The following is a 26,647-nucleotide window of genomic DNA, read 5'->3' on the forward strand; positions in this document are numbered from 1 at the left end:
TTTTGAATTCCATTTGCGGCTACTTGAACCGTCCAATGATATATAATAACACACTTAAGATCACGCTTAAAAGGATCGATGTTGCGATTGGAAAATAAAAGGTTGTGTTCCCTTTTTTAATGAGGATATCGCCGGGCAGCCGGCCGATTTTCGTAAACTGCAACAACAGGCCGAGAGCAAAAAGAATCACGGCGATGGTCATCAGCACTTTTCCAAATCCGCTCATTCCGGCACCTCCATATGAAAATGCGCATAGCAAAGCGGGGTCGCTACCCTGCCGCGCGGCGTTCGCTGCAAAAAGCCAATTTGCAGCAAATACGGCTCATATACATCTTCAATCGTTTCCCTTTCTTCCCCGATGCTGGCCGCAATCGTGTCGAGCCCGACAGGACCGCCCCGGAAGCGCTCTATGATCGCTTTTAACAGTTTATGATCAATATGGTCAAGCCCGCGTTTGTCAACTTGCAAAAGTTCAAGGGCATAATTGGCGATCTCAAGGGTTACCTTTCCGTCTCCTTTGACCTGGGCAAAGTCGCGCACCCTTCTTAACAACCGGTTCGCAATCCGCGGCGTGCCCCGCGAACGCCTTGCAATTTCCGCCGCCCCCTCAGGCTCAATCGCCGTCTCAAGGATGCCGGCTGTCCGCAGCACAATTTCCGCCAGTTGCGCTTCGTTATAATATTCGAGCCGGCTGATCACCCCGAACCGGTCGCGCAGCGGTGCTGAAACCGAACCAGCCCTTGTCGTCGCCCCGATCAAAGTAAACGGGGGCAAATCAAGGCGGATGGAGCGGGCACCCGATCCTTTGCCGATTACGATATCAAGGCAAAAGTCTTCCATTGCCGGGTACAGCACTTCTTCAATCGCTTTCGGCAGGCGGTGGATTTCGTCAATAAACAGCACTTCCCCCGGTTCAAGCGCGGTTAACACGCTGGCAAGATCGCCCGGCCGCTCGATGGCAGGCCCTGAAGTCGTCCGGATGTTCGCGCCCATTTCGTTTGCGATCACGGCGGCAAGCGTCGTTTTGCCAAGCCCCGGCGGACCGTAAAGTAGCACATGATCGAGTGTTTCGCGCCGTCCTTTTGCCGCTTCAATAAACACGGCTAAATTATGCTTCACTTCATCCTGGCCGATATATTGCGCAAGGGTTTGCGGCCTGAGGCTCATTTCAAAGGAAACTTCCTGTTCGTTTGCCTCGCCGGAAACTACGCGGTCTTCCATTCTCTCCCCTCCTCCATTATTTTACCATTGCTTTTAAAGCGAGTTTAATATATTCATCCGCAGAAAGCACTTCTTCCGGAAGTTCAGGCACCACTTTCGCGATTTCTTTTTCCGAGTAGCCGAGCGCCGCCAAAGCGAGCATCGCTTCTTCGAGGTTTTGGTTGGTGGATGCAGGCACCGCTTTTTCCCCGCCTGCCTCGTCCGGCATCTCCGGCACGAGGCCTTGCAGCTTTCCTTTCAGATCAAGAATCATCTGCCTTGCCGTTTTTTTGCCGACACCGGGGAATTTGACAAGGAAAGATTCATTTTCATTCTCAATGGCGTCAACAACCTGCTGCGGCTGCCCGTACGCAAGAATGGCAAGCGCCCCTTTTGGCCCGATGCCGGAAACATTGAGCAGCTTTTGAAACAGCGCCCGTTCTTCCGCCGTTTCAAAACCGTAAAGCGCGATCAGATCTTCGCGCACATGCTGGTATGTAAAAATTTTTCGTTCTTGTCCGATGCTTTTTGAAAAAATATACGGGTTCGGCGCCAGCAGCCGGTAGCCGATCCCCCCGTTTTCCACGACAATGTAATCCGGGCTCACGGAATCAATGATGCCTTTAATATATTCGTACAACCTTCCCACACGCTCCTCAAAAACTTGCTATCCCATATTGTACCACAGAATGCAACCGTTTTGGGAACGAATGTCCGGTCTTTCCCTTTTTTTCCGGCCGGATGGTTCCTAAAGATGAGGCGCTTTTCCTGTTTCCATGGCGGAAGGAAACCGGCATCCGGAGACAGATGAGTGTCCGTCCGGCATACCGGGCCGCCGCTGCCTCCGGATGGGCTTCCCCGGATTTTCAGCTGGAACAATCGCCCGGGTTTAAATGGCACGATTAGCCGCAGTGCATCGGTTTAAAACAGCACGGGCCACACTCCACAGTGTAGCCGGTTTGATACAGGCCTAACCGGCTTTGCCGCAAAAAAGCACTTTCTGCACCCGGCCGGGCCGGGTGCAGAAAGTGCCTGGGACATTATAATTCGGCGTTATGGTAAATTTCCTGGACATCGTCATCGTCTTCCAGCCTGTCCAGCAATCGCTCCATCTTTTCTTTTTGCGCTTCATCCAAAGCAATTGTGTTTTGCGGCACCATGGTGATTTCTGCCCGGGCAAATGTAAAGCCTTTTTCCTCCAGATTCTTCTTCACATCCATGAATTGCTCCGTGTCTGTATAAATTTCAAACACTTCATCGCTCGTTTCCATTTCCTCGGCGCCTGCTTCAATCACGGCAAGCAGCATTCCGTCTTCATCTATCTCGAGCCCTTCTCGCTCGATGACAAGATACCCTTTCCGGTCAAACAGGAAAGACACGCATCCGTTTTCGCCGAGATTTCCGCCGTTGCGCGAAAAATCAACACGGACATTCGAAGCGGTCCGGTTTTTATTATCGGTTAAAGCCGTGACCATGACGGCAACGCCGCCCGGCCCGTACCCTTCATATGTTATTTCCTCGTAATGTTCGGCGTTTTGGCTGCCGTTTGCTTTCTCGATGGCGCGTTTAATATTGTCATTCGGCATATTGGCGGCCTTTGCCTTTTCAATGACCAGGCGGAGGCTTGAATTTGCTTCCGGGTCAGGCCCGTTTTTCGCCGCTACATAAATTTCCTTTGCCAGTTTTTGAAAGATTTTTCCGCGCTTTGCATCCTGCGCATTTTTTCTGCCCTGAATATTTTTCCATTTGGAATGGCCGGACATGGCCATCACTCCTTTCTGACAGCGCTGATACAGTCCCCTATTACTATACCATACTCGCCCGAAAGGAGGATGAAAATCGTTATGCCGGCGGGGAGCGCCCCTGGTTTTCCGTTATGCTTGCAAACGCCTTTTTACTTCTTTTTGAAACCGGGCGCGTTCCCCGAACTGCCCAATTGAAAGCAGGGAAAGATGCGGCCAGTACTGCTCTTTTTCTTTTTTGCCGCTTCCAGCAAAACGGTTCCACTCCCTTAAAACATCCGTCGGGTAAAGAAGCGCCTCCAGAAAAGTTTCCCGGTCCGGCGCGCCATCCAGCATTCCCCAGTTTTCAAGGGCGGCAAGCGACCATGAAGCAGCGGGCAAAACCCGGTTGCAAAACTGGAGATCATCAGTCCAGGCCGGGGCAAGGCGGGCAAGGTCAAAATCAATCAAATACAGTTTCCCGTTTTTCGCACGCAAAAAATTATGGTGGGCAACATCGCCGTGCGTGATGCAGTACGGCGGGCGGTGAAGCCAATGCTGTTTTTTTTCGAGCCGGTTTAACGCCTCGCCTGCCCATCTTTCGTACGCGGTGAAATACGTTTCCGGCAAATATCGGACAATCTGTTCTTTGTTTTCCAGAAATGCACGGTACCGCGCCTGCCATTTTCTCAGCTGAAAAAAGCGTGGAAATTCCATTTTTACGGCTTGCGGAAAATGTGCGGTCTTTTCGTGATACTGTTTTAACAGGCGGAAAGCGGCGCGGATGTCTTTTTCCGTCCCGAAGGTGAAACCGGCCGGGTCTTCTTCAATGTATGCCATAAAGCCAAAAGTTTTGCCTTGAAAGGGGCTGCCGCTTTCATCTTCCAGAAAACGGCAAGTTTGAGTGAAACCGCTTTTCTGCAGTTCCGATGTAAGCAGCATTTGCCGTTTAAGGCGCGCATCGGAACCATATTGCTTCATAATCACTTTTTTTGTCTTTGTCCCGACAAGCCACACCCGGTCGCGCAACCTGCGCCAGTGAACAATGGGTTCCTGCAGCCTGTTTTCCGCATAAAGAAGGAGACGTTTGGTTTCGTCTCCCTCTTGTCTTCCGCCGCCCATTATTTTTCTTCTTCGCCGGAAGGATCCCGGGTTTCCTGCGGCTGGTCCGTTTTTTCGCCCCGGTCATAGCCGAACGGGGCCTGCATCCCGTACGGTTCCTGCACGCCGTATGGCGGTTGTGGCATCCCGTATGGCGGTTGCGGCATGCCGCCAAATGGTTCCTGCATGCCGTACGGTTGCTTTTGGCACCCGCATGGCTGCGGCTGGTGCGGCGGATACGGGGCGTACTGCGGCATGGTTTGCGGCGGCATGTACTGCGGCATATAAGCGGGGCTTTCTGAAGCAGCGCCGTATAAAGGAGCCTGCTGCGCTCCCCATTGCGGCACGGCGGCAGGATGTTGCGCAGAAACCCCTGCCTGCATACCGGGGCCATACGGGTAAGGAGAAGATGAAGAAGATTCTTCTTCCCATTCGTAACCCGGCATCACTTGCTGCCCCTCCTGCCATGCCGGCTGCTGCTGCGGCATAAACCCTGCCGGCGCGGCCATCGCCGGTATTTGCGTGAACCCTGTTGGCGCGGTCATCACCGGCATTTGCGGATAGGCCATTGGGTACGGCATCGGATATGGGACTTGCGGATATGGCATGCTGTAAGGAGGCGGGAAAAATCCGGCGTGCATGTCCCCTCCCCCGCAGCCGCAATCGTATACCGGCATCACGGGCGGACACGGATTATACGGTACATACATTTCCGGGCACTCTTCCTTTACCGGCATGGTGTAGTGCACGCTTTCCGACGATTCGCTTTCATGGTGCTTCGGCGGCGGTGCAGCTGTATGGGTTTCGATTTCAGCCATATTGGTCACATAGTAATTATGGATGTCAATTTCAGGAATGACCGGTTGCGGCATCACCGGCTTATAAATCGTTTCTTTTTTTTCAACCACTTTTTCTTTCACCTGTGTTTCTTTCGGTGCTGGCGCTTTTGGCACCTCTTTTGGTACCGGCATTTCTTTTGCGACGGGCATCTTGGCCTCGGGCATTTGCTCGTACGGATGGGTCACGAGCGGCATTTCTTTTGCACCCGCGTGGCCCGTATAACCTGCATGGCCTGTATGTGTCTCTTTTTTTACCATGCCGCCCGTTGTCGGAACTTTAATTTTCATGCCGGGCATAATCATTTCCGGATTGGATAATTGCGCATTCAATTTTTTCAATTCGTCAAAATCGGCGCCGTATTTTTTGGCGATTTTCCAGAGCGTATCGCCTTTTTGCACGATATGGATTTTCACACATTTCCCCTCCTCAAGGCTTAAGTCCATACATTCTATGTGGTGCCGGGCAAAATGCGATTGATTTTACATAAAAACTTATGAACGTCCCGCGTCCTTTATGCCCTTTAAAGGGTTGATTCTTTCATCCCGGCGCCTTCGTATGATAAAATCCGAATGAGGCCGAATGAATGGGGGGAAACGCTGTTGGCAGAGAAGAAAAAAATTCTTGGGGATGAAAGGCGGCATTTGATCCTCGAATGGCTGCAGAATAGCCGGGAGCCGATTACGGGCGGGGAACTGGCAAAAAGGACAAATGTAAGCCGGCAGATTATAGTAAATGATATTACGCTCCTGAAAGCGAAAAACGAACCGATCCTGGCAACGAGCCAGGGATATTTGTACATACACCCCGCCGGTGCGGAAAACAAAGTGGAGAAAACGCTTGTTTGCATGCATAGTCGCGAACAGGTCGCACATGAGCTGAATTTGCTCGTGGACCACGGGGTGACCGTAAAAGATGTCAAGGTGGAGCATCCGGTATACGGCGATCTGACCGCCTCGATCATGGTCTCCACCCGCGCAGAAGTGGCCCGGTTTATCCGCCGCATTGAAGAAACAAATGCCAGCTACTTATCCGAATTAACAGGCGGCATCCACTTGCATACGGTGGAAGCCGCAAGCGGGCGGCAGGTTGAAGAAGCGGAACAGGCGCTGAAAGAAGCTGGCATTTTATTTGCAGAAAATGAAAAAGAGCTGCCCTAAACATAAAGGACAGCTCTTTTTCATCACCCATCCGGCCTAAAAACCTGGGTTTAAAGCTTGTTTTGCAAAAAATAATAAGCCCGGGTTCCAGCCGGGCTTATCCTAACATTCTTGAAGAAGCGATCATCATTTATCCGCCATATACCTATAATAGGTCCCGAGTTCTTTCACGGTGCAGCCGAGCGCGTGGATTTCCTCAAGCGAAAAGCGGACAAGCTTTTCTTCTAAGGAGTGGTTCAGGTCAATCATAAAAAAGTAGTTTCCAAGCCCCGTCTTTAACGGCCGCGATTCAAGCTTGCTCAAGTTAATCTTTCGCCAGGCAAAGGCAGACAACACCTGGTGTAGCGATCCTGCCTTGTCCGTCGGCAGTGTGACCATGATCGTCGATTTCAGGAAATCAGGCGTTTTTTCGATATGAAGCTCCTCATTTGAAAGGACAATGAATCTCGTATGGTTAAACGGATAATCATGGATTGCACGCCTGACGATTTCAAGGCCGTACAATTCCGCTGCCATTTCATTGGCGATCGCCCCCCATTTCAGTTCCGGGTGTTCGCTTACATATTTCGCAGCAGCGGCCGTAGAGCCCATTGCTTCCACTTCCGCATGCCGGAATTCCCGGCGCAGAAACTGGTGGCACTGCGCAAGCGCATGGGAATGGGAAATGATTTTTTCCGTTTCCCGCCAGGCGCCGGCATTTGCAGGATGAACCATAAAATGCTGCTCGATCGGCACGATGATTTCCGCGCGGATCGGCGGCAGTTCTTCATGATACAAGTAATCGACCGTTAAATTTACCGAACCTTCCAGGGCGTTTTCAAGCGGAACAACCGCCATATCCACCTGTTTTGTCTTCACGGCTTCCAGACATTCCGGAATCGTCCGATACGCAACCCGGCTGGCCTCCGGGAACACTGACTGGACCGCGATATCGGTAAACGTCGCTTCCGGCCCGAAAAAAGCTGCTTTCATTTCCTCTCCCCCGCCGGCCGGAGTTCTAGGCTCCGGACCCTAATATTTCTACTTTATTGACAAACTCAAATGCCTGCAGTTCTTCCAGCAGATCATTTAAACTCCTGTTGATCCCGGACACATTCAGCGAAACGGTGACATTTGCCCGCCCCTGTATCGGAATCGTCTGGTGAATCGTTAAAATATTGCATGAGTAAGATGCAATAATCCTTAAAATTTCGGATAATGTCCCGGACCGGTCTTCCAAATAAAAAAACAAGGTCACAATTTTTTCTTTTACAACCGAATGGAACGGAAAAACGGTATCGCGGTATTTATAAAAAGCGCTGCGGCTTAAGCCCGCTTTTTTCGCCGCGTCCCCGACCGATACCGCTTGTCCCCTTTCCAGCAGTTCTTTCGCCTGAAGTGTTTTGATCATCGCTTCCGGCAAAACATCCTCACGCACCAAGATAAACTTATGCTCTGCTTTCTTTTCCAAAGTGCCCTTTCCTCCACTCGGGAGCCGGGATTCCCCGGCCCAGCACGGTTAATCTACAAATTCAAACTCAAAATCCAAAAGGCGGACGGTATCGCCGTTTTTCGCGCCGCGTGCACGGAGCGCGTCATCAATGCCCATTCCGCGCAGCTGGCGGGCAAATCTCCGGACAGACTCGTCATGGCTGAAATTTGTCATTTTAAACAGCTTCTCGACTTTTTCCCCGTGGATGACGAAGCTGCCGTCCGGATCGCGTGTAATGGTAAAATCGGCCTTTTCTTTTTCATGCTTGTACAATACACGGGACGGTTCCGCATCCGGTTCTTCGCCAGCATGAAGCGGGAAGGCAGGTGTTTCATCGAGCAGATCGGCAATCGCAAACAAAACATCCCTTAATCCTTTGCGCGTCACCGCGGAAATCGGGAAGACGCGTGCGACATCGCCCAGCTTCTCTTTAAACGCCGCCAGATTTTCTTCCGCGCCCGGAAGGTCCATTTTATTGGCAATAATGAGCTGCGGGCGCTCAGAAAGGCGTTCATGATAAGCTTTCAGTTCTTTGTTGATCGTCAAATAATCTTCATACGGGTCGCGCCCTTCCACCGCCGCCATGTCAATGACGTGGACGATCAACCGCGTCCGTTCGATATGGCGCAAAAACTGGTGGCCGAGCCCGACGCCTTCGTGCGCGCCTTCGATCAGCCCCGGCAGATCGGCCATGACAAAACTTCTGCCGTCCTCCGTTTCGACTACACCGAGATTCGGCACAAGCGTCGTAAAATGATATTCCGCAATTTTCGGGCGTGCCGAAGAGACAACGGAAAGCAAGGTTGATTTCCCGACGCTCGGAAAACCAACAAGGCCGACATCAGCAAGCAGTTTTAATTCAAGAACAATATAACGTTCCTGGCCCGGTTCGCCGTTTTCGGCAATTTCCGGAGCGGGATTGGCCGGTGTCGCAAAGCGGATATTGCCCCTGCCGCCGCGCCCGCCTTTGGCAATCACTGCCCGTTCCCCGTGGCGCGTTAAATCGGCAATCGTTTGTTTTGTATCATCATCAATGACGACCGTTCCCGGCGGCACCTTGACAATCATGTCTTTCGCCCCGCGGCCGTGTTTTCCTTTGCTCATGCCGTTTTCGCCATGGTCCGCTTTAAAATGGCGCTTGTAGCGGAAATCCATGAGCGTCCGCAACCCTTCATCGACTTCAAAAATGACATCGCCGCCGCGGCCGCCATCCCCGCCGGCAGGGCCGCCCATCGGCACATATTTCTCGCGGCGGAATGCGACCATCCCGTTGCCGCCGTCCCCGCCTTTCACATAAATTTTCACCTGGTCCACAAACATAAAAGATAAAACCACCTTTGCAATTGCTGTATCGTTAGGCTTTCGGAAAGATTATTTCAACCGGGAAAGCGGATTGCGGGTACGCGTGGATCACGTTCATCCCCGGACAATCGTTTTCCAGAAATCCGGCAAGCAGTCCGTACTTTTTTATTGTACCGCTAAACTCGAAAAAGAAACGGGCGCCGGATGGCAAAGTGCTGACCGACAAAGATAACCGATTGTCTCCGTTTGGATCGACTGCTTCTTCAACGATAGCGAAAAAATTCTTCATCCAGCCGGTCAGCTCCCTATCGTCCGGTAGCACATTCCGGTCCACATCCAATATTTCGTATGCAATCCGCACCGTGTGCCCTTCCCAGTTATATGTAAGCAAAAGCTCGGCAAATTCCGGCAGATGCAAATTTGATAATTTTGACTCCTGCTGCGCTTCCCGGATAATGTCTTCCACAATATTTTTGACCTTTTCCATTTTGTTCAAGCTGGCGTATCCTTTGATCAGCTGCACCTTGTTCAGCCAGTCATGCCTGGCGTGGCGAAGCACGTCAACCGTCGTCCATTCCCGCATTTTCATAGCTCCCGTTCTCCGAAATAGGTTATGTTTAAGTATAGCAAAAATTGCCTCATGTTGCACGGGACGCGAATGATAGCGGCATGTGCCCGGCACTCGCCAGAAGAACGCGGCAACCCGTTTTTTGTACGTTTTTCAGAACGGGAGTGGTTTATTGGAAAATGCAAAAGCCCCGGGCCGCGAATATCGCAGCCCGGGGCTTTATGGGTTAGGCTTCTTGTGCCACCGGATATACGCTCACTTTTTTCTTGTCGCGGCCGAGTCGTTCAAAACGCACAACGCCGTCAACTTTCGCAAACAAAGTGTCGTCGCCCCCGCGGCCGACGTTTTCGCCCGGAAAAACTTTCGTCCCGCGCTGGCGGTAAAGGATCGAGCCGCCTGTTACGAACTGGCCGTCCGCACGTTTTGCGCCGAGGCGTTTTGCAATCGAGTCACGACCGTTTTTCGTGGAGCCGACCCCTTTTTTGGAAGCGAAAAACTGAAGATCTAATTTCAACATGATGCTCACCTCCTATTCAAAGGTTATATGGATAAATTCGCCGTATTCCCGTTCTATCGTCTCGAGGGATACAACCATGCCTTCAAGCAGAATCTGCACTTTTGTCGCCTGTTCTTCCGAAAGATGCGAAGGGATTTTGCATTCCAAAAGGCCGCTTTCGGACTGGCGGATTTCGGGTTCAACCCCCGCCACTTCCATAATGGCGTTCACCGTCCCGAAAGAAACAGCGGAAGCGCCGGCACAGACAATGTCCTGGCCGTATTCGGCAAATTCGGCATGGCCACTCATTTGAAAAGATGAGATGTTCCCATTCTTTTTGCGTTTGATGCGGACCCGGATCATGCCGCGTGCACCTTACGCATTGATTTTTTCAATGACCACTTTTGTGTACGGCTGACGGTGGCCTTGTTTTTTGTGGTAATTTTTCTTCGCTTTATATTTGAATACAACGATTTTTTTCGCACGGCCGTGTTTTTCCACTTTACCCGTAACCGTAGCGCCTTCAACAACAGGGCTGCCGACTTTTACCGATTCGCCGCCGACAAAAAGAACGCGGTCAAATGTAACCGATTCGCCTTCTGCTGCATCCAATTTTTCAATATATACAGCTTGGCCTTCTTCTACTTTGATTTGTTTCCCGCCGGTTTCAATAATTGCGTACATCACTGCACCTCCTTAAGACTCAGACTCGCCAAAGACAGGCGTTTTACGAAATGTAAAAACTTGCAAAGCCTGTTCCTGAGCGGTTGTAGCACAGGGCGCTACAAACATAACATACTGATGATAACACACACTTTTTCCTTTGTCAATTGGGATCTTTGCCTTTTGCGGCAAGGCCGGCTGCCGTCCCGAACTGCCGGATGGCATAAAATGGATGCGGATCGCGAGTGATGTGAAAAATGAGTTTCATGCCGAGCAGGTTTTCCAGCCGCTTTAAGTGTACGTCCGTTTCCCCGCAAAAACAGTCCTTCACATCTTGCGTGCATTCAATCAAGACGGCTTCGTAATCCGCGTACGGCGCTTCCCACAGCTCGCGTTCGAGGCGGAAAGCAAGCGTCTCGGGGCTTTCGATTTTGCCGCTGCCCCCGCAGACCGGGCAAACGGAAAGCAGTGCCTCGGGAAGCGATTTGCGCGTTTTCTTGCGCGTCATTTGTAAAATGCCAAGCTCCGTAAAACCGGTGATGCGGGTTTGTTTCTCGTCATTTTCCAGTTCTTTTTCAAGCACCGCCCTCACTTGTACGCGCTGTTCATCGCGCTGCATATCGATAAAATCGACGAGAATGATGCCGCCGTAATCGCGCAGTTTCAGCTGGCGGCCGATTTCTTTCGCCGCAAGCAGATTCGTTTTCAGCACCGTTTCGGCCTGGTCCGTTGTGCCCGTATATTTTCCGGTATTCACATCAATAATGGTGAGCGCTTCTGTTTCGTCGATGACAAGATAGGCGCCGTTTTCAAGCCAGACCACTCTTTTCAAGGCATCCTCAAGCGTCCGGTCGATACGGTAGCGGGTAAAAATATTCTGTTTTCCGCTGTAGAGCTCAAACGACCAGTCCAGTTCCGGCCGGCCCGCAAGCAATGCTTTCAGGCGGGCAAGTGCCTCCGCATCATCCACGATCACCGTGCCGCTTTTTAAGCGGACAAGTTCGCGGAAAATTTCCGCTTCCACCGTGCTTTTTTCGTGCAGAACAGCCGGTGCTTTCAGTTGTGCCGCCTTTTCGAGCAGGCATTTGTACCGAAGCCTGAGGCATTTTAGTTCATCGCGCCACCCGTCCCCGCCGGCATGGATGGCTGCGGTCCGGACAATGATTCCTTCCTGCGGTTCAAGCGCTTTGCGGACCCTGTTCCGCCACTTGTTCCGGTCTGCATCATCCGCTTTTTTGGAAACAGCCGTGTACTTTCCTTCCGGCAGATACACAATCTGTTCCCCCGAAAGCTCAATGATGCCGGTTAAAAGCGGACCTTTTTGCCCTGTTTCATCTTTTTTCACCTGGACCATAACCGTCTGCCCGGGCGAAAGATAAGCTGAAATCGTTGGATTCGAATTTTTGCTGTTCACAAAAGCAGGGAGCCGGCTGATATGCAAGTAACCGTGCCGGATGCCGCCGATATCAATAAACGCGGCATTGATTCCGGGTTTGACGTCTGCCACCTTGCCGAGATAAATATTCCCGACTTTTGCCGCATCGCCCGGCTGCCGGATGCGGATGGCAGATACTTTGCCGTTTTCGATGACCGCATATCGTTTTTCCCTTGTTTTCACGTTGATGATGATTGATCTGTCCAAAAAATTCCACCACACTGTCTTCGCTTTCAGCCGCTTCTATTGCGGCTTCCATCAATAACTATACAGGATATCGCTTACTTTCGCATTGGTTTGCTTCTCGGAAAAAAAGGCATGAAGGAGTTCATTTTCATCAAGCTTCCCGACTTCCACCCCGTTTTTAAGGACAATGAGCGGATGTTTGCGTCCCCGTTTAAAGCTTTCGAGCACTTCATACAAGTATGCGCCCGCATCCACCTCGATCGTTTCCAGATGACGGAGCGGATCCCTTTTTCCATAATACCGTTCAAGCAGGAAACGGATAAAAACAAAGTAAAGCTGTTTCCATTCTTTCCAAAGGGCGGCATATAAATAAACGGCGATCGCCCAGACGTTCAAATTTGCCGGCGCATTCAGCAGGGCGGCCGCATGAAAAAGGAGCAGCACGATAAACGAACAGCAAATCGTCATCCGGAATGCGCGCAAAAAAGGATAAACCGTGGAAAACGCCATATTCAGCAATTTCCCGCCGTCAAGCGGCCAAATCGGGAGCAAATTAAAAAAAAGAATGGCCCGGTTCCACTCCCCGATTTGCGTATACATCTGTCCAGGCAAGACATCGAAGCGGAACAACAAATACGCGAAAACGGCGATCCAAACATGCTGGAGGGGGCCTGAGAGTGTCACGATCAGTTCTTCTTTCAGCGGGCGGTTTCCGTGTTCCTCTGTTTCAGCGACGCCGCCAAACGGCAAAATGGCGATTTTTTTAACCCGCCATGAAAAATATTGCGCCGCAACCGCGTGCCCCATTTCGTGAATGAAAATGATCGCAAACAGCAGGATGAGATCTTGGAAACGGGCGGTAACAGCAGCAATGGCAGCCACGAGCCAGAAAAGGGGATGGATTTTGATTTTTTTCAGAAGCCAAAACCGCTCACTCAAATTTAATCACCTGGATCGGATCGATAAAACCGCCGTCTTTTTTAAGCGCAAAATAAAATTCCCCTTTTTCCCCGCTGCTTCGCGCCGTGCCGACCTTTTCGCCCATCTTGAGGCTGTCATACTGGCCCACATCGATTTTGCTGAGGTTTGCGTACCATGTTTCCGTTGAATCGGCATGCTGGATAATAACGGTATTGCCGAGTTTTGGCTTTTTCCCGGCAAAAATGACCGTCCCGCCGCTCATCGCTTTCACGCTTGCGCCCGGCTTTGTTTCAATCGTAACCCCTCTTCCATCAGCAGAAAAACGGGTCAGAATTTTTCCCGATACCGGCATGGCATATTGCGAATCTTCATTGGAAGCAGCGGTTTCCGTTTTTGACGATTTTTCCGGGAAGAGCGCAACCGGCTTGCCAAACTTTTTTTCATACCAGGCGGCTGCTTTTGCAAATTGAAATTCGGACGCCATTACCTGTTTGACGGCGGCTTTCGGTTTGTCAAATTCCGGACGTTCCGATTTAAACAGAATCGCCACAACGAGGACAAGACAGGCAGAAGCCAGAATTTTAAACAGCATCGTTTCTTTTTTAAAAAGCGGATGCGGCGTTTTGCCCGGCGGTTCATATACATGTGTGCCCTCATCTTTGATCAGGCTCGCATAGACCGTTTCTTTGCCGTTATAAGCCTGCTTGATCGTTTTTCTCCGCTTCGCCATTTGTCTCCGGATTTCATCGGCGCGGTTTCCCAATCGATTCACCCCTTCTGTACAGGCATTCGTTTATTACCAATGTATGACCTGTCCAAAGCGGTTAGAACCGGGAACAAAACAAGCCGCCCTGATCGTTTGGAAAAACGTTCAGAAACGGCTCTGCTATTAAGAAGATTTCGAACTGAATAATTTTTTAAAGCGCGCAAACATGCCGGGTTTCTGGTCTTCAAGCGGCATTAAAGGCACCGTTTCCCCCAAAATCCGGCGGGCAATATTCCGGTAGGCAAGGGAGGCGCGGTTCGTCGGATGGAGCGCAATCGGTTCACCCTGGTTCGAAGCGCGGATCACTTCTTCATCATCGGCTACAATCCCGATCAAATCGATTGATAAATGGCTTGTCACTTCATCGATGTCCAGCATGTCCCCGCTTTTCATCATATGGCTCCGGATCCGGTTGATGATCAGTTTCGGCGGCTCGATATGTTCTTCCTTTTCCAAAAGCCCGATGATCCGGTCGGCATCCCTTACCGCCGAGATTTCCGGTGTTGTCACAACAATCGCCTGGTCAGCGCCCGCCACTGCATTTTTATATCCCTGTTCAATGCCGGCCGGGCAGTCAATCAGAATATAATCGTAATCCTGTTTTAACCCGTGGATCAATTGTTTCATCTGTTCCGGCGTGACGGCGGATTTGTCGCTTGTCTGGGCAGCCGGCAGCAAAAAGAGCTTGTCATCGAAACGCTTGTCCTTTACGATTGCCTGGTGGATTTTACAGCGGCCTTCTACGACATCGACTAGATCGTAGATAATCCGGTTTTCAAGCCCCAACAGGACGTCAAGATTGCGGAGCCCGATGTCTGTATCGACAAGACAGACTTTCTTTCCGAGAAGCGCGAGCGCAGTCCCGAGGTTTGCCGATGTCGTCGTTTTGCCGACGCCGCCTTTTCCGGATGTAATGACAATCGCTTCACCCATATGAGAACCCTCCTTTTAATCTTGTCATATTCGGCCGCAAAGTTTTCAACACTTGCAATTTATCAATGATAATATGGTCCGATTCATCTATGTAAGCACATTCCATCTCATGCCGGTCTTCTTTCCCGTAATCATCAGGCGCCCGGTTCAGACAATCGGCAATCCGGATTTGGGACGGAACCATATTGGAAGCGACAACAACGGCGTCCCTTCTCCCGCTGTAACCGGCGTGCGCAATGCCGCGGAGGTTTCCCATGATAAAAATATTGCCGTTTGCAATCACGGTTCCGCCCGGATTGACATTGCCGACAAGCAAAAGATCGCCTTCCGCCTTTAACACCTGACCGGACCGGACGATGGTGGTAACAGGCACAATTTCATTTTCCACTTTTTCGCGCGCAGCCGCTTCTTTTGTAATGACATTGCTGATGATTTTATCGACAACAAGGTTCCGCCGGGCACGCACAAGGCTTTTGATCTCTTCTTCCTGCGCTGGCGTCAAATAGCGGTTGCCAAGCTGAATTTTGACGGCAAGGATCGGGCTGTTTTCCTCCTCATCGACAGACTGGGCCAGTAATTTTTGTTCTAATTCCGCCTTTAAAGCTTGATAGGAGCATTGGTCGTTTAAATGCAGCACAATTCCGTCTTTCGTGCCTTTTATGGTTACATTTTGCGTTTTCTTCATTTCAAACTGCTCACCTCAACGGCTCAATAAATAACGACACATCCGAAATGGCTTTCAGACGGCGTTTTGCGGCCCGGCACGCAGGAATAAGCCTCCGTGCGTGCGGTTCCGGCTGGTTTCGGCCCGCAAACCCTTTTGCTTTTTCCATTCCCCCTTGTCCGGATCATTCGACAAAAAGGCGGAAAATCCTTCTTTCCCATTTTAACAGATTTTCTCCCCGCCGGTTATTCCTTTTCTTCTTCCCTTGCACGCCGCTTTAAAAAATTCCCCATCGGATACCATGCCAAAATAAAAAAAGCGGCATTTAAAATCAAAGTCGGCCAAAGCCTGAGCAAGAGAAAATCGTCAAATCCCATCACCTGCGGATTAATTAAAGCATTGATGCCATAGACCAAAAATTCGACAATCGCCATGTTCAAGACTGCCACAAGCGTGCCGGTGAAAATATTGGACTGGAGGATCCTGTCCATTTTTTCTGTCAGGTAAACCGCAAGCGGATAGAAAAACAGATAAACGCCCAGAATGCCCGTGTAAAAAGCATCAAACAGCATGCCGAATACAAAGGCATAAATGATGGAGAGCCTTTTTCGGTAATGCATCCCCATTAAAATCAGCATAACGAGCAGAAAATGGGGAACAATGGTAAATTTTCCGCCAAAAGAACGGGCGGCAAAAAATTGGGCAAATAAACTTTCAGCAATATAGCACAGGCTTAAAATCAGAGGGAGCACGATCCGTTTCATCACTGCTCTCCTCCTGCGCTGCCTAGGTTCACTGCTTTCCGGTTGATGATGAGCACTTCGCGGACATCATAAAAATTGGCTGCCGGCTTCACATAAGCGGTTTGCGTCAGCCCGTTTTCATCCGGGGTTACTTTTTCAATGTCACCAATCAGAAGCCCGCTCGGAAACATGCCGCTTAAACCGGATGTCACGACATGATCGCCTTTTTTGACTTTGATATTAAAATCAAGCTGTTTCAAAAGCAGCATTTTTGCTTTTTTGTCGTATCCTTCGATTAAACCGTAAGCGTCTTTTTTGGCATTTTGCACTTTGGCGGATACGCGGTTCGTTTCATCGGGCGAGCTCAAAAGTTCGACGGTTGAATAAAATTTGTCGACCTGCGTCACTTTTCCGAGGAAACCACCTGAAGTGACGACAGCCATGTTTTTGGTAACGCCGTTGACTTCGCCCTTATCTATCACCACTTGCTCGTACCAATTATCCGGGTTGCGTGCAATGACCTGGGCCTGAATGGACTCTGAATCTCCAAGACTGTTTTTTTCCTTTATAATAGATCTCAAATTTTCATTTTCTTTTTTCAGTTCATGATTTTGCGCTTCCAGGCTTGTCAGCTGTTCCAAATGGGATTTCAGTTTTTTGTTTTCAGTATATGTATTTTTTAAGTCCTCGATATTGTCAAAAAAACCGGCAAGGGCATTGGCGGGTTTGGCAATGACGGACTGGCCGAGCCCGACGATATCGCGCACAAACTGTTCCGGTTTTGAAATCCGGTCGCGTTCCCTAATGGAAAATCCGATCATGGCGACAAGCAGAATGACACTGATTAAAAGGACGATCAATCGTTTATTCAAAAAAAACTGTGGCATAAAATCCACTCCTATAACACTTTGTTCCGGCCATTCCCGGATTGAAAACCATTCTCCCGCCAGAAAAAACCGGCAGGAGAATGCGTTAACAGGACACTAGCATGTCCTATTTAGAATTTTTTGCTTTGTTTTTAAACAGTTCGATATTTTCGAGCGCGCTGCCTGTTCCGATTGCTACGCAGTCGAGCGGGTTTTCAGCAATCAGCACCGGCATTTCGGTTTCTTTGCTGATGACATGGTCGAGGTTGCGCAACAGGGCGCCCCCACCTGTCAGGACGATGCCGCGATCCATAATATCAGCTGCCAGTTCAGGCGGTGTCTGCTCAAGCGTGTATTTGACCGCATCGACAATGGCATACACCGTATCGTGGAGCGCATCGGCCACCTCATCCGCGGTAATCGTGATCGTCTTCGGCAAACCGGTCAGCAAATCCCGGCCCCTGATATCCATCGGTTCGATCCCCTCCGGCTCACCTGCTGAACCAATTTCCATTTTAATTTGTTCTGCGGTTCGGTCCCCTATTAAAAGATTATAATTTTTGCGGATATAACTGATGATCGCTTCGTCCATTTCATCCCCGGCCACCCGGATCGACTGGCTTGTCACAATTCCGCCCAGCGAAATAATCGCCACTTCCGTTGTGCCGCCGCCGATATCAACAACCATGCTTCCGGTCGGCTCCCAGACAGGCAGCCCGGCACCGATCGCAGCCGCAAAAGGCTCTTCAATCGTAAAAGCATCCCGTGCCCCGGCCTGGCGGGTTGCATCAATCACCGCGCGCTCTTCCACCGCCGTAATGCCGGAAGGGACGCAGACCATGACATACGGATTTTTTGAAAAAAAGCCTTTTTTATTTGTGGCCTGCTGAATATAATATTTCATCATCGCCGCCGTCGTTTCATAATCCGCAATCACGCCGTCTTTCATCGGCCGCGTCGCCACAATGTTTCCCGGCGTCCTGCCGATCATTTTTTTTGCGGCATCCCCGACTGCGACAATCTGTTTCGTATCCGTCTGGATGGCCACAACGGAAGGTTCCCGCACCACAATTCCTTTCCCTTTTATAAAAACCAATGTATTGGCTGTCCCAAGATCAATCCCCAGGTCTTTACTTCCGAACATGGATGTATCTCCCTTTCTACACGATAAATTTTCATCACCAGTTGGTGCCATACTTTTGCTTATTTATGGATGTCACTTTAAATCTACATCCGGAATTCAGGTATTTCCGGCGCAGTGCCGGCCGTAAAAATCATACGATTTATTATATCGTAACCATAAAAAAATTCAAAGCCTTACAAATACCCTTTTTGTCTCAGACTTACAAATTTTTTCTCACCGATGATCAAATGGTCAAGAATCTCAATCCCCATTATTTTACCACATTCGGCAAGCCGTTTGGTAACTTCAATATCTTCTTTGGAAGGAGAAGGGTCTCCGGATGGATGGTTATGGAAACAAATAATGGAAGCAGCTGAACGCCTGAGCGCTTCTTTGAACACTTCGCGGGGATGGACGATCGAGGCATTTAAGCTTCCGATGAAAATCGTCTGCCGGTGGATCACCTGGTTTTTAATATTTAAATACAGGCAGACAAAATGCTCCTGGGATAAAAAGCGCATATCATTCATGACATAATTGGCCCCGTCTTGCGGCGTGCGGATTACATAACGTGTATCGTGCTGCAAATTGGCAATCCTTCTGCCGAGTTCGCTCGCGGCCAGAATCTGGACCGCTTTTGCTGTGCCGATGCCTTTGATGGACGTCATTTCCTCAAGGGAAGCATCTTTTAAAAACCGCAAGCCTTCAAAATGGCGGATCAGTCTGTTGGCAAGCTCGAGCACCGATTCTTCTTTCGTGCCGGTACGGAGTAAAATGGCAAGCAGTTCCTGATTGGAGAGGCTCTCCGCTCCTGTGCGGATCAACCGTTCACGCGGGCGGTCTTCTGCAGGAAAATCTTTGATCAGCATTTTTTCCAAATGAATTCCTCCTTTTCTGGTGCAGGAGGCGGGGGAATCGAACCAATGGGCTTTGGTATGGGAGATACAATTGTATCGTACCAAAAAACGGGCCGTGAAACAACTGCAAATTCAACCTTTTCAGACAAAAAATAATGCTATGCGGGCGCATGCCTTTATCTGGCACCACAGCCTTTCAGCCGGAAGCCCGCATTTGATTTCAATGCCCGCTGTAGACCTTTACGTAGTCCAGCAGGTTTTGTTCGGCATCCGTTAAATCCTGCCGGTTGCCGCTTTTTTGATAAGCAACGAGCGATTCATACGCGGCCGTTTCGTATTTTTTCAACCGGCCGAGCGTTTCCTGCCTGACTTTTGCCAGCTTTTTGACGTTGCCGGCTGCTGTTTCGGCTGTCTTCATGCCGTCCGGTGAAACCTCTCCGTTCTGGACAGCGGCGGCCGTTTCTTTTGCCAGTTTTTGAAAAAGCGGAACCGTTTCCCGGGCAAAAATTTGCTCATCCTTTGTCGTCGTTTGGACCTTTTTGCTGGAAAAACTGATTTCTTTTGCATACAGTTCGACGCCTTTGTCTTTCCAGGCACTTTCCATTTTTTTGGCCGTGCCAGGGCTGTCGGCCACACCTGCAAAAATATAGCGCTGCCCGTCCATCGAAAGCTGCATCGACGGGACCTTTTTTGAGGCGAGTTCGCGCGACACTTTAGAGGCGGCGCCTTCCGTGCTGAACACCCCTGCCTGGATGATGCCGATGCTTAGCGCCGGAAGCCTGGCCTCTTGCTGCGCTGTGCCCGCTGCAGCGCCTTCAGCCTGCTGTTTCGGGAGTTTTGTTTGATGATCGCCGTACGCAATGAATTTTAATACAACAAACCCGAGCAGCGCCCCGAACACCAACGCGGACACGACAGAAAACAAAATCGCCGGCGCAGCCCTTTTCGCAACCGCTTTTTTCGGGAATATGCTTTTCTTTTTGGGCGCGGGTGTGTAATGGATCGGCCGGAATTCTTCAATCTGATCCGCATCAAGTTCGGGCAGCACCCATTCAAATGACTCCTCTTCTTTTACACTGTCTTCCTGTGCGGCAGCCGTTTCTTCGGCCGCTTTCCAGTCATGGACTTTCACGCTTTCTTCCGGCTGCACCTTTTTTCCGCCCACTTTGACTGTAATTTTCGCCTTTTTTTTCGCCTTGTCCAATGTTTTCACCTCTCCTGCCCGATTTGCTTCATGCTACCATAACCGGCAAAAAAAAGAACAAGACTTTTGTCGTCTTGTCCGAAAACCATTCGCCGATTTCCGGCATTTTATGCAAATTTTATCCGAGCCCGGAGATGCGCAAATACATCCCGATAAGGCTGTTTCCGAAAAAATAGGCGGCAAGCGCACCGATGGCGATAAACGGCCCGAACGGCACCGGTTTTCGTTTTTTAAATTTGCCGGCAGCCATCAAACCAACGCCGTAAAGCGCGCCAAAAAAGCAGGCTAGAAAAAAGGCCAGAAAGGTTTTCTCTATGCCGAGCACAAGCCCGATGACAAAAAACAATTTAATGTCCCCGCCACCCATCGCGCCTTTTGTGAAAAAGGCAATGAGGTAGAGGAGGCAAAAGCCGAAAACCGCCCCGAGCCAGGCGGACCACCACGGTGACGCCGGATGAAAAAGCCGGACGGCGGCAATGGCGGCTGCAAAAGGAAACAGCACTTTATCGGGAATGAGCATATACGCCAAATCGGAAACGGTAATGATGACAAGCAGTGAAATAAACAAAACGGCAAGCAAAAATTCGGGACTCCACCCGAACCGGTAAAAAGAATAGGCAAACAAGCCCCCGGTCAGCGCCTCAAATACCGGATAGACCGGGGAGATCGGCGCGCGGCAGCTTCTGCATCTGCCCCGTAAAGCAAGAAAAGACAACACCGGTATATTTTCATACCAGCTTAACGAGTGCCCACACTTCGGGCAATGCGACCCGGGACGGATAATCGATTCATGATTCGGCACGCGTAGCCCGATGACATTATAAAACGAGCCGAACACCATTCCCAGTGCCGCAAAATAAGCAGTCCACAATCCATGCATGTTTGATCCCTCTGATCTTTCAGCATAAGGTATTTTCTTGGTTCGCTACCGGCAAGCAACGGGCGATATTAAGCATATGTAATGGCAAGGACTAACATGCCGAAAACTTATTGCGCCGTTGTTGCGACCGGGTCACTTTTACGGCCCGCTGCCGGCACGTCGATTTCCGGCAAATAGTCCGAATACCGGCTTAACGCCGGGTAATAAAAAGTGGAGACCGTAACGGTGTACTGCAATCCACTCGATCCAGGCGCTCCTTCCCCCGGACTGAAATTGAGGCTTTCGATCACCGTAATGCGCGGCAAGTTTTCAATCGTCTGTAAAAATGTTTTCATGCTCTTGTAGCTGTCTGACTCCACTTTTAAAGTATACGACAGTTTTTTGACACCGGCAGGCAGCACGTCTGTTTTTTGCTGTGTGCCGGATGAGGTGCCGCTCGTTGTGCTTTGTGTAGCCTCCTCGCTCCCGGACGTACCGGCGGAGTCCTGCTGGGCGTCTGTTTCCGTAATCCGGCTGCCGGAAAGGGCCTCTGCCATCCTGAACTGAAGCAGCACTTGTTCCGCAAGCGGTTTTGCCGGGATTTTCCGCATCAGGCTGACGACATTGCCAAGCTGCAGTTCCGGGCTTTGCTGTTTTTTTGACTGCAGGCTGGATAGCACCTGCTGTTCCGATTTCAACGCGGCTTTTTGCCCGGCCAGCCCGGACTTGGCCGGCGCCAGCACAAACCAGTACAAACCGGCTGCACCGGCAAGGCAAACGGCAAAGAGGGCAAGCATGATAAAAAGCTGTTTCCGGTTTAAACGGAGGTTCATTGCTGTTCCTCCTTTTTGCTAGCGGCATTGAGTGCAGTTTGATTGAGCTGGATCGTATATGTCGCTTCATAGACCGTTACACCCTCTGCTTCACCGGTTGCTGCAGTATCCGCGCCGGCTGTGCCACCCGTTGGCGCCGGGGAGGAAGAGGAACCGCCCTCGCCGTTACCACCGGATGTTTTGGATGCAGCAGATGTGGAAGAGGAACCGGTTTTAGACGTGCCCGAAGAAGAACCGCCGCCCGTTTTGGACGCATCTGATCTGGAAGATGTGCTGCTTGCCGTTTTGGAAGAGCCGAATCCGGAAGAGGAACCGGCGGATGTGCTGGATGTGCCCGTTCCCGAAGATGAACCAGTTGCAGCGTCGGATGTGTCGCTTGGAGAAGCACTAACCGTTTCCGTATTCATTTTGATGCTGTTTAAGACGGCGCCGCTAAAATACGGGCTGTCATTCAGCCGTTTTAAAAAGTAAACCGCTTCATCGGACGCATCAAACTGGACGGTCACATTCGCGCCCGTGCTACTGCAGGAAAAGTCCGTGATATAGCCGTATTCCGGCAAAAGTTTAGTAAGCTTGTCCAATACCGGCACCGTCTTGACCGGCGTATCGCTTGCCCATTTAACGGCGGACGAGAGCTTTTTAAAATCCTGTATGTCCGCATTGCTTTTTTGTGCTGCCTGTTCAGCGGCCTGGAGCGCTTCCGTCTGTTTGATTTGCTGATTAACGGCAGCAAGATCCTGTTTTGTCTGATGGAGCGCGATAAAGAAGATGATGACAAAAATGGCGGCTGCACCGGCCAGTATCCCGCCCCAAAAGAGCAGCGCGATATTTTTCGGTTCTTTTTTCGGCAGCAGGTTAATCTCGACAAGCATTTATTTCACCTCTTTCAGTGCAAGGCCCAAAACAGGCGCAAAGCGGGCGGGAAATGGCTGCCCGGTTATGGTAGATACTTTTTCCGTTTCGATCATCTTAACCGACAGGCCAAACTGCTCCGCAAGATTGTCCGCAACCTCGGGCAAATACGGATAATCGCCGTTCAGCAAAATTTGATTGACCGCATCCTGCCCTTTCCGGATCGAAAACTGATAATAATTCACGATTCTGTCCAGCTCTTTATAAATATATTCCATCTGGTAGCGGAGCAGCGGGTCGTCTTCCGGCCAGCGGTACTTTTTTTCGCCAAAAGCATTGGTCTCCGTCTCCCATTTGGAAAGCGGAATATCGACTTCAAGCTCCCTGACAAGCAGCGGGAAACGCCGGTGGAAAATGGTCGCAGTGACCATCAATAAATCAAACTGGAGAAGGAGCAGATGGTCCATCGCATTCAACGTATTCAAATGATAAAAAGACCGGTAGGCGCACAGCGGGGAAATATCAGCAGCAACCGGGCTCAGGCGGATATCGTTAAAAAAACCGGCATAATCTTCGACGACATCCCGGGGCGCAGCAAATAACAACACCTGCTTTTCCTGATTCGACTCACCAAGGAGCGCAAAGTCAAATACAGGATCATCAAACGGCAAATGAATGGTAGAACCGAGCTCAAGGGTAATATAACCTTCCATTTCATCCATGGCGATCTCATCCGGAACAGCAATTTGGCGCACGACAACAAAATTGTCGGGCACAGCAAAACGGACCGGGTGTTTCCCCTTAAGCCCCCAATCATCAAGACATTCTTCAGCGATCATCGCAAGCGTCTCAGCATCAGCAATTTTCCCGCCACGGATCAGTCCTTCCGGCAAATACCGCTCACCCATTTTCGAAACAACAGGCGGGTCAGTCTGCCTCAATTCGAGAAAACGAATGACATGGTCTTTGAAAATGAAATTTCCGGTTTTTTTCGATGATGGAAAAAATGAGCGTGGCATCATGATGGCTCCTTAAATCTTTGTAATTTATAACCTAAGGCTTCTCCATTATTTAAAAGAAACCTTAGGTTAAAAGACTTAAAAAATCACGTGTGTTAAATCATTGGCTTACTGTAGTGTCATATTTAGTTGATTTAGCGTTTATCCCACCAATGGTTGCATTTGTAAATGTTACTGTTACCCCATCATCTTCGCCAGTACCATTTAATTTATAAACCATTTTCCCATCACTTTCACTTACTGTTACTGTGTATGATGAAAGATTCACTTCATCATCTAAGTATTTGTCTATGTCCGTTTTTTGTATTATTCCTTTGTCGGGAACACTGTTCGAAGATACATAGAGCTTCGCAGCATTGATTACTTGGACAGCATCCGATTTAATGGCACTGATTTTTGAGTGCTTGATGATGGTGTTAATCGCCGGGATCGCGATCGCTGCAATAATAGCCAAAATGACAATAACCGCCAGCAGTTCAATCAACGTAAAGCCCTTTTGATTTTTCAATAACTTTCTTTTCTTGTGTAACATCGTTTCTCCTCCTATTGTCCTAGACCTTTTTACCTATATTATACATGGTCCTGTTGCATAATCCTACCTTTTTTGTGCAATTTATTGAACATTATTATAAATTTCGAACATCGGGATCATAATCGCGGCAATGATCGTGCCGACAACAGCTGCCAGGACGACGATCATAAACGGCTCAATCAGCGCTTTGATCTGGTCGGTGGCGGCTTCGACTTCGGCTTCGTAAAAGTCAGCGACTTTGCCAAGCATGGCGTCCAGCGCACCGGTTTCCTCGCCGATCGCAATCATCTGCGTAACAAGCGGCGGAAAGACCCAGTGGCGCCGCATCGGTTCTGTCATCGACTGCCCTTTTTCCAGCGCATCGCGGGCCTGGCGGAGCACTTTTGTCATCACTTCGTTTTCGACGATTGCCTCCACGATCGACAATGCCTGTAAAATCGGCACGGAACTGGAAAACAACGAGCTCAATGTCCGCGTCATCCGGGCAATGATCGATTTTTGGACGAGTTTGCCGAAAATCGGGAATTTGAGCATCGCATAGTCCAAATAAAATTTACTCGTTTTGTTTTTGCGCAAAACGACCAGCAGCACGTACACCCCGATCAAAATCAGCACGACGAGCCACCAGTAGTGCTGCATAAACCCGCTTGCCGACAAAACAAGGCGCGTAACCGCAGGCAGGCTGGCTTTATAGTTTTTGAGCATCGATACAAAGGTCGGGACGATTTTTACAAGCATAAAAATGACGACAACAATCGCCATCACCCCGACAAAAGCCGGATACGTCAGCGCCGACCTTACCTTTTGCCTTGTGCGGTGCTGCTTTTCGTAGTAGGTTGCGAGCCTTTCCAATGTACCGTCAAGATTGCCGCCCGCTTCACCGGCATAAACCATATTAATGAACATCGGGGTAAACACTTTTTTATGTTTTGCGGCCGCCTGGGAAAGCGGAATCCCGCCACGCAAATCTTCCTCGACGGCCAAAAGCGTTTTCTTTAATGTTTTGCTGCTCGTCTGGCTGGCAAGTATGTTTGTAGAATCGACGACGGTTACGCCGGCTTTCAGCAGTGTTGAAAACTGGCGGAGGAAAATGACAAAATCCTGCAGTTTCACCCTGCCGCCGAGACTGATTTCCATCGTCATTAACGTTTCCGGCAGCTCATTGATTTGGAGCACGCGGACGCCCTGACTGCGCAGCTTGACCAGCGCCTCCCGTTTCGATTCGGCCGTGACGACGCCGTTTTTCTTCCCGGCTTTTGTCCTTCCCTCGTACTTAAATCGTGGCATTTTGGACAATCTCCTGTAAATAAGGTTCCGCCGCTTCTTTGGAAATCGCGCCCGCTGCAAGCAATTCCTTCACATCGGTTTCAAGCGTGTGCATCCCGAGTGCGCGGCTCGTCTGCAGGACATTCACGATCTGGTGAACTTTCTCATTGCGGATCAGATTGGCAATGGCCGCGTTGTTGACGAGCACTTCCGTGGCCGCCCTCCGCCCTTTGTTGTCGGCTGTCGGAAAGAGGCGCTGCGAAATAATTCCAACTAAAACATTTGCCAGCTGGATGCGGATTTGCGCCTGCTGGGACGGCGGAAAAACGTCAATGATTCGGTCAATCGTCGACGGCGCGCCCGATGTGTGCAGCGTACCGAGGACAAGGTGCCCGGTTTCCGCTGCCGTAATCGCTGTATGGATCGTTTCGAGATCGCGCATTTCCCCGACTAAAATCACGTCCGGGTCCTGCCTGAGTGCCGCGCGCAGGCCGTTCGCAAAGTTTTGCGTGTCAAACCCGACTTCACGCTGGTCAATGATGCATTTTTGATGTTTATGTAAATACTCAATCGGGTCTTCAAGCGTAATAATATGTTTGTGCAGCGTTTTGTTCATATGGTCGATCATGGCGGCGAGCGTCGTCGACTTTCCGCTTCCGGTCGGCCCTGTTACCAGCACTAAGCCATGCGGTTTTTCCGTGAATGCATACAATACAGGCGGCAAATGCAGTTCTTCAACTGTCGGGATCGTAGTCGGGACAACACGGATCGCCAGCGACACGCAGTTGCGCTGCCGGTACACATTGATCCGGAAACGGGATACGCCCGGGATGCCGTAAGAAAAATCAAGCTCCCCGCGTTCCTGGAAAACCGGCCACATGGTATCGGAAATGATCGCTTTTGCCATTCCTTCCGTCAATTGCGGCGTCATCACTTCTTTTCCGTAACGTTTCAGTTGGCCGTTTAAACGCAGAATCGGCGGCACGCCAACGGATAAGTGAAGATCCGATGCTTTCAGTTCAAATGCTGAGCGAAGCAAGTATTCAATTTTTTCCTTCATTCCTTTCAC

31 protein-coding genes and 1 other annotated feature are annotated in these 26,647 nt (G+C 50.2%); of the genes, 1 reads left to right on the forward strand and 30 read right to left on the reverse strand.

Going from position 1 to position 26,647, the window contains the following annotated elements; translation table 11 throughout:
* Positions 1-19: 19 nt before the first annotated feature.
* The 6 genes from NST70_RS10010 to safA all read right to left on the reverse strand — a co-directional run bounded on the left by NST70_RS10010 (position 20) and on the right by safA (position 5,275).
* The gene (locus NST70_RS10010; protein WP_013859790.1) at positions 20-226 is read right to left on the reverse strand and encodes a DUF2905 domain-containing protein; all 207 of its coding nucleotides are present in this window, start codon (positions 224-226) and stop codon (positions 20-22) included.
* Complete coding sequence (gene ruvB, locus NST70_RS10015; protein ID WP_017552653.1) at positions 223-1,221, reverse strand: Holliday junction branch migration DNA helicase RuvB; 999 nt, start codon at positions 1,219-1,221, stop codon at positions 223-225. The genes NST70_RS10010 and ruvB overlap by 4 nt, the downstream gene beginning before the upstream one ends.
* 16 nt (positions 1,222-1,237) lie before the next feature.
* On the reverse strand, positions 1,238-1,840 hold the full coding sequence (gene ruvA, locus NST70_RS10020) for a Holliday junction branch migration protein RuvA (RefSeq protein ID WP_342474952.1): 603 nt from the start codon (positions 1,838-1,840) through the stop codon (positions 1,238-1,240).
* Positions 1,841-2,240: 400 nt separating this feature from the next.
* A complete protein-coding gene (locus tag NST70_RS10025) occupies positions 2,241-2,963 on the reverse strand; it encodes a YebC/PmpR family DNA-binding transcriptional regulator (RefSeq protein ID WP_342474953.1) in 723 nt (240 codons plus the stop codon).
* Between the two features lie 111 nt (positions 2,964-3,074).
* Positions 3,075-4,043, reverse strand: coding sequence for an aminoglycoside phosphotransferase family protein (locus tag NST70_RS10030; RefSeq protein ID WP_342474955.1), 969 nt, complete (start codon positions 4,041-4,043; stop codon positions 3,075-3,077).
* Complete coding sequence (safA, locus tag NST70_RS10035; protein WP_342474957.1) at positions 4,043-5,275, reverse strand: SafA/ExsA family spore coat assembly protein; 1,233 nt, start codon at positions 5,273-5,275, stop codon at positions 4,043-4,045. The genes NST70_RS10030 and safA overlap by 1 nt, the downstream gene beginning before the upstream one ends.
* 156 nt (positions 5,276-5,431) lie before the next feature.
* Between safA and NST70_RS10040 the strand changes: the two genes are divergently transcribed.
* Positions 5,432-6,019 carry a transcription repressor NadR gene (locus NST70_RS10040; protein ID WP_235801670.1) on the forward strand — a complete coding sequence of 196 codons (588 nt, stop codon included), beginning with the start codon at positions 5,432-5,434 and terminating at the stop codon, positions 6,017-6,019.
* A 126-nt stretch (positions 6,020-6,145) separates the two neighbouring features.
* On the opposite strand, the gene pheA is transcribed toward NST70_RS10040, so the two are convergent.
* The 24 genes from pheA to NST70_RS10160 all read right to left on the reverse strand — a co-directional run bounded on the left by pheA (position 6,146) and on the right by NST70_RS10160 (position 26,638).
* Positions 6,146-6,991, reverse strand: a complete 846-nt coding sequence (pheA, locus tag NST70_RS10045; protein WP_014097874.1) for a prephenate dehydratase — start codon at positions 6,989-6,991, stop codon at positions 6,146-6,148.
* 25 nt (positions 6,992-7,016) lie between these two features.
* Positions 7,017-7,469 (reverse strand): ACT domain-containing protein, encoded by a 453-nt coding sequence (locus NST70_RS10050; protein WP_014097873.1) that lies wholly within the window; start codon positions 7,467-7,469, stop codon positions 7,017-7,019.
* A gap of 48 nt (positions 7,470-7,517) precedes the next feature.
* Positions 7,518-8,810 (reverse strand): GTPase ObgE, encoded by a 1,293-nt coding sequence (gene obgE / locus NST70_RS10055; RefSeq protein WP_104851465.1) that lies wholly within the window; start codon positions 8,808-8,810, stop codon positions 7,518-7,520.
* A gap of 34 nt (positions 8,811-8,844) precedes the next feature.
* Positions 8,845-9,381 (reverse strand): Spo0B C-terminal domain-containing protein, encoded by a 537-nt coding sequence (locus NST70_RS10060; protein ID WP_179234480.1) that lies wholly within the window; start codon positions 9,379-9,381, stop codon positions 8,845-8,847.
* 205 nt (positions 9,382-9,586) lie between these two features.
* Complete coding sequence (gene rpmA, locus NST70_RS10065; RefSeq protein WP_013859801.1) at positions 9,587-9,877, reverse strand: 50S ribosomal protein L27; 291 nt, start codon at positions 9,875-9,877, stop codon at positions 9,587-9,589.
* A gap of 12 nt (positions 9,878-9,889) precedes the next feature.
* A complete protein-coding gene (locus NST70_RS10070) occupies positions 9,890-10,219 on the reverse strand; it encodes a ribosomal-processing cysteine protease Prp (protein WP_035188245.1) in 330 nt (109 codons plus the stop codon).
* 12 nt (positions 10,220-10,231) lie between these two features.
* On the reverse strand, positions 10,232-10,540 hold the full coding sequence (gene rplU, locus NST70_RS10075) for a 50S ribosomal protein L21 (protein WP_013859803.1): 309 nt from the start codon (positions 10,538-10,540) through the stop codon (positions 10,232-10,234).
* Positions 10,541-10,551: 11 nt separating this feature from the next.
* Positions 10,552-10,635 (reverse strand) — a sequence feature (ribosomal protein L21 leader region).
* A gap of 47 nt (positions 10,636-10,682) precedes the next feature.
* Positions 10,683-12,161: an Rne/Rng family ribonuclease gene (locus tag NST70_RS10080; RefSeq protein WP_017551056.1), complete on the reverse strand. Its 1,479-nt coding sequence runs from the start codon at positions 12,159-12,161 to the stop codon at positions 10,683-10,685.
* A gap of 51 nt (positions 12,162-12,212) precedes the next feature.
* Positions 12,213-13,079: a M50 family metallopeptidase gene (locus tag NST70_RS10085; RefSeq protein ID WP_014097868.1), complete on the reverse strand. Its 867-nt coding sequence runs from the start codon at positions 13,077-13,079 to the stop codon at positions 12,213-12,215.
* Positions 13,072-13,824, reverse strand: coding sequence for a M23 family metallopeptidase (locus NST70_RS10090; RefSeq protein ID WP_017551058.1), 753 nt, complete (start codon positions 13,822-13,824; stop codon positions 13,072-13,074). The genes NST70_RS10085 and NST70_RS10090 overlap by 8 nt, the downstream gene beginning before the upstream one ends.
* Before the next feature lie 126 nt (positions 13,825-13,950).
* Complete coding sequence (gene minD, locus NST70_RS10095; RefSeq protein WP_013859807.1) at positions 13,951-14,760, reverse strand: septum site-determining protein MinD; 810 nt, start codon at positions 14,758-14,760, stop codon at positions 13,951-13,953.
* Entirely contained in the window at positions 14,753-15,445 is a 693-nt protein-coding gene (minC, locus tag NST70_RS10100; protein ID WP_035184496.1) for a septum site-determining protein MinC, read from the reverse strand. Before minC ends, minD begins: the two co-directional genes overlap by 8 nt.
* 224 nt (positions 15,446-15,669) lie before the next feature.
* Entirely contained in the window at positions 15,670-16,188 is a 519-nt protein-coding gene (gene mreD / locus NST70_RS10105; RefSeq protein WP_017551061.1) for a rod shape-determining protein MreD, read from the reverse strand.
* The gene (mreC, locus tag NST70_RS10110) at positions 16,188-17,054 is read right to left on the reverse strand and encodes a rod shape-determining protein MreC (protein ID WP_017551062.1); all 867 of its coding nucleotides are present in this window, start codon (positions 17,052-17,054) and stop codon (positions 16,188-16,190) included. The genes mreD and mreC overlap by 1 nt, the downstream gene beginning before the upstream one ends.
* A 106-nt stretch (positions 17,055-17,160) precedes the next feature.
* Entirely contained in the window at positions 17,161-18,177 is a 1,017-nt protein-coding gene (locus NST70_RS10115) for a rod shape-determining protein (protein WP_017551063.1), read from the reverse strand.
* A 173-nt stretch (positions 18,178-18,350) separates the two neighbouring features.
* Positions 18,351-19,034: a DNA repair protein RadC gene (radC, locus tag NST70_RS10120; protein WP_017551064.1), complete on the reverse strand. Its 684-nt coding sequence runs from the start codon at positions 19,032-19,034 to the stop codon at positions 18,351-18,353.
* A 199-nt stretch (positions 19,035-19,233) separates the two neighbouring features.
* Entirely contained in the window at positions 19,234-20,226 is a 993-nt protein-coding gene (locus NST70_RS10125) for a hypothetical protein (RefSeq protein WP_235601106.1), read from the reverse strand.
* Positions 20,227-20,335: 109 nt separating this feature from the next.
* A complete protein-coding gene (locus tag NST70_RS10130) occupies positions 20,336-21,097 on the reverse strand; it encodes an A24 family peptidase (protein ID WP_014097862.1) in 762 nt (253 codons plus the stop codon).
* Positions 21,098-21,204: 107 nt separating this feature from the next.
* The gene (gene pilO, locus NST70_RS10135) at positions 21,205-21,909 is read right to left on the reverse strand and encodes a type 4a pilus biogenesis protein PilO (protein WP_342474966.1); all 705 of its coding nucleotides are present in this window, start codon (positions 21,907-21,909) and stop codon (positions 21,205-21,207) included.
* Positions 21,906-22,781 (reverse strand): PilN domain-containing protein, encoded by an 876-nt coding sequence (locus tag NST70_RS10140; protein ID WP_260831991.1) that lies wholly within the window; start codon positions 22,779-22,781, stop codon positions 21,906-21,908. The genes pilO and NST70_RS10140 overlap by 4 nt, the downstream gene beginning before the upstream one ends.
* Complete coding sequence (pilM, locus tag NST70_RS10145; RefSeq protein ID WP_061565544.1) at positions 22,782-23,780, reverse strand: pilus assembly protein PilM; 999 nt, start codon at positions 23,778-23,780, stop codon at positions 22,782-22,784.
* Between the two features lie 100 nt (positions 23,781-23,880).
* A complete protein-coding gene (locus NST70_RS10150; protein ID WP_061565543.1) occupies positions 23,881-24,312 on the reverse strand; it encodes a prepilin-type N-terminal cleavage/methylation domain-containing protein in 432 nt (143 codons plus the stop codon).
* An 81-nt stretch (positions 24,313-24,393) separates the two neighbouring features.
* Positions 24,394-25,599, reverse strand: coding sequence for a type II secretion system F family protein (locus NST70_RS10155; RefSeq protein ID WP_061565542.1), 1,206 nt, complete (start codon positions 25,597-25,599; stop codon positions 24,394-24,396).
* A complete protein-coding gene (locus NST70_RS10160) occupies positions 25,586-26,638 on the reverse strand; it encodes a type IV pilus twitching motility protein PilT (protein ID WP_026683605.1) in 1,053 nt (350 codons plus the stop codon). Before NST70_RS10160 ends, NST70_RS10155 begins: the two co-directional genes overlap by 14 nt.
* Positions 26,639-26,647 lie beyond the last annotated feature (9 nt).

It is taken from the genome of Weizmannia sp. FSL K6-0777 (assembly GCF_038593185.1).
GTDB classification, from domain to species: Bacteria; Bacillota; Bacilli; order Bacillales; family Bacillaceae_C; genus Weizmannia; species Weizmannia faecalis.